We start from the raw sequence: 12,436 nt of genomic DNA, 5'->3' as shown, positions 1-12,436 counted from the left end.
GATTCAAGTAGAGGGTGCCTTTGGAATATTGAAAGAAAACCATCGATTTAGAAGATTCTTGCTGCGTGGCAAGCAAAGCGTTAGGACTGAATTCTTGTTCTTGGCGATGGGCTATAACTTAAATAAACTACATAACAAAATACAGCAACAACGGTGCGGAAAAATGCTACACGAAAAAAAGACCGCCTAAAAGGTTGCAGGCACAGCAATTTATGAGGGGCATAATGCTCCTCTAGCTTTGCTATGCCTACTTTACTCCACTTAATTCGCAAAAAAGAGAAAATACCCTATTCGGTTAGGGATACAAAGAAAGAGCTATCTCAAATAGGTTTTAAAAACCTATTTTGAGACAGCTCCTTTTATCATTTCCTAAAGTTTCTCATAATAAGCACTTCAACCCGTCGATTCTTCGCTCGTCCGTCAATTGTATCATTCGCCTCGAGTGGACGATATTGTCCATATCCAATGGCACTAAAACGCTCAGGCTGCAAACCTTTTTCACTGGATAAGATAAATTTCATAAAGTTTATCGCCCTCTTAGAGCTAAGCTCCCAATTAGAAGGAAACTCTGAAGTATTAATTGGTATGCTATCCGTATGCCCTGAAATAACAATCTTTTGGGTTAAAGGAAGCAGCACTTTAGCGATCTCCTCACCAACACGTAAAGACTCAGGACGTAAATTTGCATTTCCTGAAGTGAATAATGCAGAATCTTTAATACGAATCATTAACCCATCTTCTGTAAGTATAGTATTTAAATCACCAGTCAATTTATTATCTTGAATATAATGGTCAATCTGCTTTTTCAATTCCGAAAGTTGAACTGTTTCTTGCAGCTGTTCCTGCCCCATTGTACCTTCAGCAGCCTGCTGACTAGGTATTGCTGAATTTAATTCAGGAGTGACCGCTTGATTATTATCGAAAATCGAAGGACTTCCACTGAAAGCAGTATTAAAAGCATAGGCCATCTGATCAAATTTCTTTTGATCTACCTGAGCTGTAGCAAACAATACAATAAATAACGCCAGCAGCAAAGTCAATATATCAGCATAAGGAATGAGCCAAGATTCATCCATATGTTCCTCATGATGAGCTTCATGATGTTTCTTCCTTCTAGACATTATGCTTCCTCCGTTTTAGCCTTCATCTGCTCCCTTTCTGTTTGGGAAATAAACACCTTCAGCTTGGCTTCAATTGCAGTGGGAGAATCTCCTGCCTGCAAGGACAATATTCCTTCAACCATCATTTTTCTTACATCAACTTCTTTTTTAGACATGATTTTCAACTTATTTGCAAAAGGATTCCAGATTACATATCCCGTAAAGATCCCGAGCAAGGTAGCTACAAACGCAGCTGCAATGGAATGTCCCAGAGCATCAATATCATTAAGATTTCCCAACGCAGCGATCAAACCAACTACTGCACCAAGTACCCCGAGTGTAGGTGCATAGGAACCTGCCTGAGAAAAGATCAGCGCGCCAACACGATGACGTTCTTCCATACCTTGAATCTCAGCTTCCAGCACATCACCTACAAAATCTGGATCAAGTCCGTCAATTACCATACTCAAACCAGTTTTGAGAAAAACATCTGGTACTTCTTCCACACGACTTTCCAAGGCTAGAATACCTTCCCGTCTAGCTGTTTGTGATAGTTCGACAAACATCTTTAACATATCACTTTTCGACATAAATTCAGGTTGTTTAAATAACATTTTAACAAGAGTCGGAAAATTTTTAAGAACTTCCATGGGAAATGCATTCAGCAAGCAAGCTGCCGTACCAGCAAGAATAATCAAAAATGCTGCTGGATTTATTAGCACTGCTAAGCTTGCCCCTTTAAGCACCATCCCCACGCCAACAGCCACAAATCCGAGTCCAATACCAATTATTGTTGATAATTCCACAATTCAGATCCCCCTAAACCTAACGATCAGTATAGTTCTTTTAGCTAGCATATATACTTACAAATAAATCCACTATCTACCTCTTACATATTTCTGTCTTTTTCTGCATATTCCTGCAAAATATTTGTTAATTTTTTGCTTTTCCGAAAGCCAAATTCGGTAGAGACATGTCTGCCAATTCCTTGAATTTTACCTGTAATACATCCTATACAGTGTTTTGGCGTGTCATTAACACAGATTTTTCCTGGATATAGCATATACATTTTGCGATATTCACCTTCGGTAACATTGGGCATCACCACATTAGCACCACTTTGAAGAGCAATAATACGTCCATTTTTATTTAATGTTTCCATAGCAGTGGTAGCTGGAATATTAGCCTCAGGCAATAACAGCCTAGTAATTGCCATTACTTTTATACTTGTAGTAAAGGTGCCTCCTTTCTCTTGTGCCAGAGGTGTATCAGCATTGGGAATAAAAGGTCCTAGCCCAATCATATCAGCATCTAATGTTTTAAAAAACAAAATATCATCCGCTAAACATTCCATTGTTTGATTGGGAAGTCCTACTAAACAACCTGTCCCTAGCTCATATCCAAGTTCTTTTAAATCTAGTAAACATCGCACTCGATTTTCAAAACTCATGCCTGGATGTAATTCTTTATAGATCTGTGGGTTTGTTGTTTCGATTCTAAGTAAATATCGATCTGCACCCGCTTCTCTATAGATTTGATATTCATCCCTGTTTTTTTCGCCAAGACTTAAAGTAATCGCTAATCCTAGAGCCTTTATGCTGCTAATGATGTATTGCATCTCAGTCACAGTATAAGACTGGCTTTCACCCGATTGCAGTACAACCGTCTTATAGTTATAGCTCTTGGCCTTACCGGCAAGATCCACGATAGTATCTGGACTCAATCTATACCGCTTGACCTTAGTGTTTTCTTTCCTTAATCCACAATAAAAACAATTCTGTTGACAGACGTTTGAGAATTCGATTAAACCACGTAAGTGCACTTGGTCTCCCACATATTGGCTACGCACTCGATCAGCGGCTAGAAACAATTGTTGATCATATTCATTACATCGCAGCAAATCCACAATCTCTTCTTTTGTTAAAGAATGAGTGGTCTCAGCCTTATTGATTATATCTACTATTTTTGCCACGCTTCTATCCTCCTTACGATAAATGCTTCATGTTAGCCTATTTCTTCATTTCCCCTGGCAATCCCTTTTTCATTGTACTATAGTAGATATTCATTCGACATAATGTTATTTAATTTTATATAATTTGCTGATGTATGAACCAATTACTACTAACTATAGAATATTCTACTAATAAATGCCTCTATCTAAAGATATAGATTCGATAAAAATACGATTTTATTCAACAAAAAAATGAAAATAAGGCTCTATAATCCTTCGTAATATTACAAAAAAATTACTTTAGATTATTAAATCACCAAAAATAGATAGATTTATTATATTTTCCGGGAAATAAAATGTAAAGAAATCTTTAATTTGTCTTTATCTGAATTGACAAGGCGATTTTAGACTGCTAGAATAAATTCACATATTTAATATGATGTAAAAGTGTTATATGCCCTTTAAAACCTATAACCAATCGAAATACAGGCACAAAGGACACAGGAGTTTTTTTGCGCACTCCTGTTTGTATTACTGCAGCCTTATTGCACTTTATTCATCGTCGCGATATCTATAATTATAGATAGTATATTTAGGAGGCTATATGGAATTATTAAAAAAACGGATTCAATCTGACGGTCTGGTTCTAAATGATTCATTACTTAAAGTAGACTCTTTCCTAAACCAGCAAATTGATCCTGACCTTATGCTGAAAATAGGTGAAGAATTTGCTCGCCGCTTCCAAGGAGAGTCAATTACTAAAATTTTGACAATTGAATCCTCCGGAATTGCAGTATCCGTAATGGCAGGTTTAGTACTTAAAAAACCGGTGGTTTTTGCTAGAAAGAAAAAATCAGTTACGATCACCGAAGATATATATTATACAAAAGTTTATTCCTTTACCAAACAAGAAAGCAATGACATTATCGTTTCAAAGCAATTCCTGCAACAAGATGATTGTGTCTTAATTATTGATGACTTCTTGGCCAATGGAGAAGCTGCTGCCGGTTTAGCTGAAATTGTCCATCAGGCTAATGCAAAAGTCGCAGGAATTGGTATTGTAATCGAGAAATCGTTCCAACCTGGCGCGAAGAAATTAACCGATGCCGGCTACCGAGTAGAATCCTTAGCTCGCATCGCCTCTTTTTCCAACGGAAGAGTAAATTTTTTATAATAGATTTGTTCGAATTAACTATCCACTAAATAAGGTAGTCCATGAGTCTTGTATCTAAGACGCATGGACTACCTTATTTAATCTTCATCCTTCTAAAAAAGTAACCCCATATCCACCTCGCGGATAAGAGAAATCAATATTATCGCAAATCAAACGACATCCTCCACATTCTACACACTGTTTATATAAAACCATAATCGGCTGCTTGGCTTCTATACTCTCGTGAAATACACTTGATGGACAAAAGGTTAAGCATTGCTTTGTCTTACATTTCTGGCAAATGACCTCATCTAGAATCATCACATGCTGCCAATCTTCATCAGGCTGAAAGCAAATCACTGCTAATTGATCCTCTAGTTGATTCATCCTCGAACCACCTTTATGACTTTCCAAATGTCACTTGCCATTTTGAGTAAAGGCTGCATACTGGTTATTTTCTTAAAGATAAATATGCGCTTCGCCTTTTTGGGCATTGTATATACTTTAGAAATCTGAAATGCAGTTTCAGCTGCTATTTTACTATACAAATCAAATAGATACGGAAGATCCCTCTGTAATTTAGCAATCTTTGCATTCGCTTTTAGATCCTGCATGACAAAACTCTCATCCAGCAGTGTACGGTATAAGAATAGTTTTTTTGCTGAGAAATCTCTCGTTTTTTTACTCTCATATGCTGCCTGGGATGCAAAAAATCCTGACCACATTGCCAGATTGATACCATGAGTACCGTTTACAAGGGAAGCTGCGTCCCCAATGATCATTAGCCCTGGATGAACAATTTCAGGAATGGCATAATAACCTCCCTCAGGTATTACGGATGCCCCATATTCCACTACTGTCCCCCCCGCTAAAAACGGCTGAATAAAAGGATGCTTCTTGATACGGCTTAAAAGTTCATAAGGACGAATACCAGATGTGGAGAAGTCAGAAATCGTCATTCCTACATTTATATTAATACTATCTTGAAAAGTATGTATAGAGCTTGTTCCATTAAAACCAGCGGTTGGGTATCCAAGTAAACCAATAACACTGCCATAACCGCAGGCTAACTGAAATCGTTCTTCAATGATGCTGGCAGGCAAAGAAATGGTTTCCTTCACATAAAGTGATATATTTTGAGGTGATACTCTGGGAACCAGATTAGATTTTTCAGCAACCATAGAATTGGCACCGTCAGCTAAAACAATAATATCAGCTAAAAACTGTTTTTTTTGCGGTGGTGCTATCTGTACCCCGATTGCTTGGCTGCCATCGAAAAGAACTTCTGTAACCTTATAATTACATTGAAATGTTGCACCAGCAGAGATTGCTTTATCCACTAGCCATTGATAAAGAACTCTGCGCTTTACTGTAAAGCGATTGTAAGGGGCCGCTGCAAGTTTCAGACTTTGAAAAGAAGTAGATAATAGAGAGTCCTCTGTCATAATCCAATAAGCTTGTTGCATCACAATTCGCTCACAGTGACATTCATCCCAAAAATTGGGGAACAGCTTATGAGTATGCTCTGCAATTAAAGAGGTGCCACCACAAATTTTAGCACCAGGAAATGGACCGCGTTCAAGAAGCAGTACATCAATGCCTTGTTTTGCCATAAAATAGGCAGCACTGGCACCTGCCGGTCCCGCTCCTACTACAATAACATCATATTTTTTTACATTGCTAGTATCAATCTCAATATTTTTTTTATTTTCACTCGCTATTATCTTTTTAGCTTGATACCAGTGTTTTAACATGCAATCACCCTTGCTATAGTATCTCGCATCCTTATTATTACTATTCTTGCATTGTCAATGGAGCACCTTATCTAAAAGCGCATCTCAACGAAAATATGCAATACCTTCTCATCGGATAAATTACCATAGATCTGGTAAAACTAAGCTAATAGAATATGAAAAAGGAATGACTCGTAAATGCTTTCAAGACGTGAATTTATTCAACTATGCATGTCAGCAACTGTTGGGATAAGTCTTACCGAATACTTAATTCCTGTCATGCAGAACGTATTTGCGCAAGATAAAATTACAAAAGCACCTGTCATTTGGCTAGAACTTGGATCTTGTACCGGTGAGTCTGTATCTTTGCAAAATGCTATTAATCCTTCTCTTGAACAATTATTATCAGAGTCACTAGATATACGTTATCACTGGCTTGTAAATGTTGCCAGCGGCAATGCTGCGACACAAATATTAGAAGATACGTTAGAAAAAGAAGCAGGCAATTTTTGGCTGATTATTGAAGGATCCGTGATGACAGCGGCGAACGGCCGCTATAATGAAATTTTCATGCGAAATGATCAAATGGTCACTGGTTTAGATGCAGTAAGAGAGATTGCCGCCAAAGCTAAATATGTGATAGCTGTAGGTGACTGTGCTGCTTTTGGAGGCCCTGCAGCAGCCTATCCCAATCCCGGAGGTGCCAAAGGAGTCTGGGAAGTAGTCAATAGACAGGTTATTAATGTTCCTGGATGCCCCAGCCATCCAGACTGGATGAGCGGAACCTTTGTTCATTTGCTGCTCTATGGCATCCCACAGCTAGATCGTTATAATCGCCCTCTCCTTTTCTTTGGTAAAACCATTCATGATCTCTGCCAGCGCCGTCAACAATTTGAAGACGGCATCTTCGCAGACTTCCCTGGCGGTACAGGATGCTTGTATAAAGTGGGCTGTAAAGGTCCAGTCACTCATGCGGATTGTCCTCTGCGTCAGTGGAATCATTCCGTGAACTGGCCAGTAAAAGCTGGTGCTCCTTGCATTGGCTGTGCCAGTCCTCATTTTCCCGATGGAATGCTGCCATTTTATAATCATTTTCCAGATGTTCGTACTTCATTTGGTACGTTAAACATCAAAAAAATTAGTGCTGGTTTAGTGGCTTTTGGTATTGGAGGTGTTGGAACTCACTTTGCCTTTGCAGTAGTTAAGAAACGAATTCATAACCATTACTTAAAAGGAACCAAACCCCTGGAAACCCTGCCGCCTGAAACATTAGAACAGGCAAAGCAGGACTTAAAGGAATTAGCAAAGCAAAATCAGGCATTACTTTCCATCACCCCAAAATCCGACGCTAAGCAAGCACTGCGGCATCGCAAATGGTGGCGACGTAAATTAGATGCATTTTTGCATCCCAAAAACAAAGATGGAGAATAACAATAATGACAAAGAGAACGATCTTCCCAGTTTCAAGAGTACACGAACCCCTTCGGGTAGATGTAGAAATACAAAACAATCAAGTAGTCGATGCAACGGTAGGTGCTACTTTATTTCGAGGTTTTGAAAATATTATGATCGGAAGAGATCCTCGTGATGCAGCATTGCTTACACAGCGTATTTGCGGAATTTGTTCAAGTGCCCACGCCATTTCCGCAGCCCTTGCCCTGCAGCAGGCCTTTCAGATAGAACCTACACCCAATGGGCAGCATCTCATGAACTTAATTTTTGCAGCGGATATTATCCAAAATCATATTCGTCATTTTTATGTACTGGTCATTTATGACTATGTCAAAGGCCCTATGATGCCACCCTACGCACCCCGGCCAGAAGGAGATTATCGACTTCCTCAAAAGCGCAATGAAGAGCTCTTGGTACACATCAAAGAAGGAATGTTAAAAGCAATGCGCGCTCATGAAATGTTAGCAATATTTGGTGCTAAGATCCCAATGCAGCAGACGATTCTCGTTACAGGCGTGACTGAAAAAGCAACTGTTGACCGCATTAGCGCTTATAAAAGCATTCTCCACGAACTCATGGAATGGGTAGAACATGTTTACTTATACGATGTAGCTGTAGTAGCAGATTACTATAAGGATTATTATTCCATTGGCAGCACGGCCGGCAACATGATTTCTTACGGCATGTTTCCTCAGCCCATAACTGGTAAGAGAGAGTACGCTCCAGGCATTATGATAGGCAAAGGCAACATAGAGCCTCTTGACGTTGCTAAAATAAGTGAAGATATTACGTACAGCTGGTACCAAGACGATATATCAGCCCGCAATCCACAACAAGGAGCAACAATGCCCAACCGCGACAAAAAGGATGCCTACTCCTGGATAAAAGCTCCACGATATAAGGGAAAAGCCTTTGAAGGAGGTCCATTAGCCAGAGCCTGGATTAGTGGTAAATATCAGCGAGGTACAGGGGTTATGGACCGACTGGTAACTCGATCGCAGGAAACCTTAAACCTATGTAAACTGGCAGATGGCTGGTTAGCTCAACTTTCTCCTGATGGTCCGACGTTTTCCCATTACACTGCGCCAATGCAAGGCGAAGGCTTTGGATTGACAGATGCCATGCGTGGAGGCTTAGGCCACTGGCTGAGAATAAAAGGTGGCAAAATAAACCACTATCAAATCGTCACACCGACGACATGGACCTTTTCTCCTCGTGATCAGCAGGGGCAACGCGGTCCCGTAGAAGAAGCTCTTATAGGAACACCAGTTGTAAATGCTGATGATTTAATTGAGGTAGGTCGAATTATCCGCTCTTTCGATCCCTGCTTTACCTGTGCCGTACATATGATGGATGCACCTGCCAATGCCCCTGTAATCCTGATTTAAGAAAGTGAATCTTTGGACTTATTGGGTGAAGATTTAACTTCCATTTCTTTTTGAACATAGCCTGTAAACATAGCTTGCAGATTAGCGGGACTTTCTGTAAATACAAGGTATAAGTGCAGCGGAATTGACATAGCAAAAAAAATAGCCACACTATAATGAAGCATGCGAATGACATGCAGTCCCTCAAATCTCCACTGCATCCACTGAGAACGATCAGGAAAAAGCAATACAATTCCAGTTATGGCTGCTACAATTACTGCTAAAAACCATAAGGAAAATACTAATTTCTGCCCTGGGTTATAACGTCCAAAATTAGGATGTCCTTCGCTGATAAATAAAACATACCGTATAAAACTGGGTACATTCACAAAATCCCGGGGTAATAGTAAAACTTCAGTAATTCGATTTGCATGAAGATAATAGTAAAGATGACACGCTAAATTAACAATGATGATCGAACTAAATATGGTATGAGTTTTCCGTACTACTTCCATAGGCAGGTGCAGCTTGCTCCAAGGAGTACTCATATATAATCCAGTAAACAGCAATGTGACTACTGACAAAAACATGATCCAATGAAAAAGACGAATAGACAACGGATGCAAAAGCAGTTTCACTTCTACTACTCACTCCTAACGTTTTCCTTAATTACTTTATTTTTATATATGGAATGTGGATTTTAAAATTTTCCGCTAATGTTCTAGAGTTTAAATCCAGATGTCACAATAAAAGTTTTTTTGATTTACTCCGCAACTATTTTTCCAAGCTTATCAATCTCATCAATTCTTTTTAGTTTTAAAAAGATATCCCGAAGTCCTGTAATAACTTCGGGATATCTCCTTTATTTATTAGAAATTTTGGTGCGCTTCACCATTCGCTTTTGCTTCATCTACGATTGCCTGTTCACCGCGTTTAATTGCCTCACGTACCATGGAACCAACTTCTCCAGTCGTAACGTCGCTCCAGTCCCCATCTTCTACTTTTTCACCGAAGCCAAGGTCGTGGGCTAATTTATATTTTGCTTCTTCTGACATTGCTTTTCCCATATACAACCACCTCCAGTAATTCAAGTACTGCATATAGTATTCTCAATTCAATTAAAAACATTCAGAAAAAGTTATATCTATAACATCTCGTTAATGATTGGCAGATTATTTTTCAACTGCTTTTTTCTACAACTCGCGAACTGGATGCCACAATTAACAGCGTTGCGGCGACAACCAGAAAAGCAAAAGAAAGGCTCGTTGTTTGAGCAATAGCACCGATAAGCGCCGGCCCTACCAGAATGCCTGAATAACCAAGGGTTGTAACAGCTGATACTGCCAAATTTGCCGGCATTACTTCCTGTCGTCCTAGTACGGAATACAATACTGGCACAATATTCGAAGATCCTAACCCTACTAGCCCAAAACCAATAAGAGAGGCAATCCAATTTGGAATGAATATAGCAATGGCAATTCCTGAAGCGGCACAGCTTCCCCCGAATATAAGTATCTTTTTCCCTCCAAATTTTTGCACAATACGATCACCACTTAACCTTCCTATCATCATCGTAATGGAAAATAGGGAATAACCAAGTCCTGCCTGCGAAAAATCAACCCCTCGCAGAGAAGTCAAAAATACAGCACTCCAATCCAGCATGGATCCTTCTGCAAGAAAGACAATGAAACATAGAAATCCTATGAAGAGAACAATTCCTTTGGGAAAAACAAATAACGCTCCATCCTTATCTTCCTCAGTTCCATAGGGCAGCAAATACTTTCCGAACATGAATAAGAGTCCTAAAATCACCACTACAACACACACTACCGCGATTAGAGGTGACACACCCATCCAAAGAAGACTACTAACACCACCTGCCCCAACAAAGCCGCCAACGCTCCATAGTCCATGAAACCCAGACATCATTGCTTTACCACTGGCTTTCTCTACGATCACAGCCTGAATATTGACTACCACATCAACAGTACCAATAGCTGCTCCAAATAGTAAGAGTATCATTACGAGTACTGGAATACTTGCGGCTATTGCAAGAAATGGTAAAGAAGCACATATAAGTAATGTCGCAGCCCCAATCATTAACCGGCAGCCAAAGCGCGCCGCAAGTGCACCAGCGATTGGCATTGTAATAATCGATCCAGCCCCCAGACACAGCAAAAGAAATCCTAGAACACCTTCATCAATAGCAAGGCGCTCCTTCGCATAGGGAATAAGAGGTGCCCATGCTGCAATCCCGAATCCAGCAATGAAAAATGCTACCCGAGTGGAAATCTGCTGCATCCGTCCTGGTACAGAATCAAGCTGAGCTAGAACGTTCTCATTCAATTTATTCATTTCATTACCTGCCTATCATATAAATTTAAATGCGTATAATGCATTCCCGATAATCTCCTTACACTTTTTTTTCGATGAGTTGAATATCACAAGTCAAGCTTTCCAGCGTCATCGAAACCAAACCATAAATATAATCACTCTGCATATTCTCTTGTATAATAATCTGCGGCATATGTGCATGAGGTATGAATGTTTCGCAAGAATTAGAAATATCGATTATCATATCTGACCTGATTAATCCTCCTGTCACGACAATTGTTTCCGGATTAATCACGGCAATGATCGAAGCAATTGTTTTCACTATTAGCGGAAAATAAACCTCCCTATGAGTAATCTTCATGATCTGCTCTTCTCGTAAATGATCAAAAGGGAGATAGGACACCTCACCTGCAAAGTTAGTGTTGCCTCTAATAATATGTCCCTCAACAATTATACCTGCTCCAGAACAATTATCTTTGGGAAAAATTACAACCGCAATCGTTTTGTCCTCATCGTAATTCTGCCTTTTATAAAATCCGTATGAGATTAGATTCATATCATTCTCAACTGTAATTTGCAGGCCGTATTTAGCTTTTAACCTCGTAGCTAGCGGAATATCAATCAGCTCTTTAATATCGCACGATCCAATTTCACCCTTATGTATAATTCCTGGTACGCCAATGCCAATCGCTTTAATATTCTCATAGCTGCAAATTAATTTTAAAATGAGACTATCAATAACCTCATAGTTAATGACTTCCACTTCCATCGAAATTTCCTCAAGTATCTCACCTGCCAAATTGGTAACTACATGAATCGTTTTATAGATTCCGCCTTCATTGCTCACATAAATACAAGCAATATAAGAGTAGTTGGCATTATACATAAAACGGCGTGCCGGTCTTCCACCGTTAGGCTGCTCCAAATCAGCTTCGATAACCTCTCCACGTTCTAATAGTTCATTTAGAATATTACCGCAAGTGGCTACACTTAGCCCGGTTGCATTTGCTATTGCTAATTTCGTTCCAAATGCCAAAGCCTTCAAAGCAGTTTTGACAAGCTCAACATTCACCTGTTTAACTCGCATCGTATTATTGATTATTGGAATCATAGCACACCTCTCAATACTTTTTATAATACTTATAAAAAGTATTATTTAATACAAGATATCACATTCTCCTATTTTTTGTCAATCCCTATCATCCCATAATATACTCGAATTATTGCAGCAACTTAATAATGGCAGAAATAAAAAGGAGCTGTCTCAAAATAGGTTTTTAAAACCTATTTGAGATAGCTCTTTCTTTGTATCCCTAACCGAATAGGGTATTTTCTCTTTTTTGCGA

13 protein-coding genes are annotated in these 12,436 nt (G+C 39.3%); 4 read left to right on the top strand and 9 right to left on the bottom strand.

Translation table 11 applies throughout. From position 1 onward, the window contains the following. A partial coding sequence (locus tag BMZ99_RS24720) for a transposase (RefSeq protein ID WP_175490508.1) occupies positions 1-190 on the top strand: 190 nt, incomplete at its 5' end. Positions 191-362: 172 nt separating this feature from the next. Here the strand turns inward: BMZ99_RS24720 and BMZ99_RS24715 are convergent. From BMZ99_RS24715 to hydE, 3 genes are all read right to left on the bottom strand, one after another. Next, the gene (locus BMZ99_RS24715) at positions 363-1,121 is read right to left on the bottom strand and encodes a flagellar motor protein MotB (protein ID WP_090944366.1); all 759 of its coding nucleotides are present in this window, start codon (positions 1,119-1,121) and stop codon (positions 363-365) included. Then, positions 1,121-1,906, bottom strand: coding sequence for a flagellar motor stator protein MotA (motA, locus tag BMZ99_RS24710; RefSeq protein ID WP_090944362.1), 786 nt, complete (start codon positions 1,904-1,906; stop codon positions 1,121-1,123). The genes BMZ99_RS24715 and motA overlap by 1 nt, the downstream gene beginning before the upstream one ends. Positions 1,907-1,989: 83 nt before the next feature. Then, positions 1,990-3,072, bottom strand: a complete 1,083-nt coding sequence (hydE, locus tag BMZ99_RS24705) for a [FeFe] hydrogenase H-cluster radical SAM maturase HydE (RefSeq protein WP_090944360.1) — start codon at positions 3,070-3,072, stop codon at positions 1,990-1,992. A gap of 583 nt (positions 3,073-3,655) precedes the next feature. Here hydE and BMZ99_RS24700 point away from each other — a divergent pair. Beyond that, positions 3,656-4,225, top strand: a complete 570-nt coding sequence (locus BMZ99_RS24700; protein WP_090944358.1) for a xanthine phosphoribosyltransferase — start codon at positions 3,656-3,658, stop codon at positions 4,223-4,225. Between the two features lie 84 nt (positions 4,226-4,309). Here BMZ99_RS24700 and BMZ99_RS24695 read toward each other — a convergent pair whose 3' ends face one another. Both BMZ99_RS24695 and BMZ99_RS24690 read right to left on the bottom strand, forming a co-directional pair. Further along, on the bottom strand, positions 4,310-4,591 hold the full coding sequence (locus BMZ99_RS24695) for a ferredoxin family protein (protein WP_090944355.1): 282 nt from the start codon (positions 4,589-4,591) through the stop codon (positions 4,310-4,312). Continuing rightward, positions 4,588-5,958, bottom strand: a complete 1,371-nt coding sequence (locus tag BMZ99_RS24690; RefSeq protein ID WP_090944352.1) for an FAD-dependent oxidoreductase — start codon at positions 5,956-5,958, stop codon at positions 4,588-4,590. Before BMZ99_RS24690 ends, BMZ99_RS24695 begins: the two co-directional genes overlap by 4 nt. A gap of 210 nt (positions 5,959-6,168) precedes the next feature. Here BMZ99_RS24690 and BMZ99_RS24685 point away from each other — a divergent pair, with 210 nt between their 5' ends. Both BMZ99_RS24685 and BMZ99_RS24680 read left to right on the top strand, forming a co-directional pair. Beyond that, positions 6,169-7,368: a hydrogenase small subunit gene (locus tag BMZ99_RS24685; RefSeq protein WP_245755148.1), complete on the top strand. Its 1,200-nt coding sequence runs from the start codon at positions 6,169-6,171 to the stop codon at positions 7,366-7,368. Between the two features lie 5 nt (positions 7,369-7,373). Then, a complete protein-coding gene (locus BMZ99_RS24680) occupies positions 7,374-8,777 on the top strand; it encodes a nickel-dependent hydrogenase large subunit (RefSeq protein ID WP_090944346.1) in 1,404 nt (467 codons plus the stop codon). Here BMZ99_RS24680 and BMZ99_RS24675 read toward each other — a convergent pair. The 4 genes from BMZ99_RS24675 to BMZ99_RS24660 all read right to left on the bottom strand — a co-directional run bounded on the left by BMZ99_RS24675 (position 8,774) and on the right by BMZ99_RS24660 (position 12,201). Beyond that, positions 8,774-9,394 (bottom strand): cytochrome b/b6 domain-containing protein, encoded by a 621-nt coding sequence (locus tag BMZ99_RS24675; protein ID WP_090944344.1) that lies wholly within the window; start codon positions 9,392-9,394, stop codon positions 8,774-8,776. The genes BMZ99_RS24680 and BMZ99_RS24675 overlap by 4 nt on opposite strands. A 231-nt stretch (positions 9,395-9,625) precedes the next feature. Continuing rightward, positions 9,626-9,823 (bottom strand): small, acid-soluble spore protein, alpha/beta type, encoded by a 198-nt coding sequence (locus tag BMZ99_RS24670; RefSeq protein ID WP_090944341.1) that lies wholly within the window; start codon positions 9,821-9,823, stop codon positions 9,626-9,628. A 112-nt stretch (positions 9,824-9,935) separates the two neighbouring features. Beyond that, on the bottom strand, positions 9,936-11,111 hold the full coding sequence (locus BMZ99_RS24665) for an MFS transporter (protein WP_090944338.1): 1,176 nt from the start codon (positions 11,109-11,111) through the stop codon (positions 9,936-9,938). Positions 11,112-11,169: 58 nt separating this feature from the next. Then, a complete protein-coding gene (locus tag BMZ99_RS24660) occupies positions 11,170-12,201 on the bottom strand; it encodes an ROK family protein (protein WP_090944335.1) in 1,032 nt (343 codons plus the stop codon). Between the last annotated feature and the right edge of the window lie 235 nt (positions 12,202-12,436).

Origin of the sequence: Pelosinus propionicus DSM 13327, assembly GCF_900114615.1 — a bacterium.
In the GTDB taxonomy this organism is placed as follows: Bacteria; Bacillota; Negativicutes; order DSM-13327; family DSM-13327; genus Pelosinus; species Pelosinus propionicus.
The sequence above is the reverse complement of the archived record's forward strand: the minus strand, read 5'-3'. Positions and strand labels throughout refer to the sequence as shown.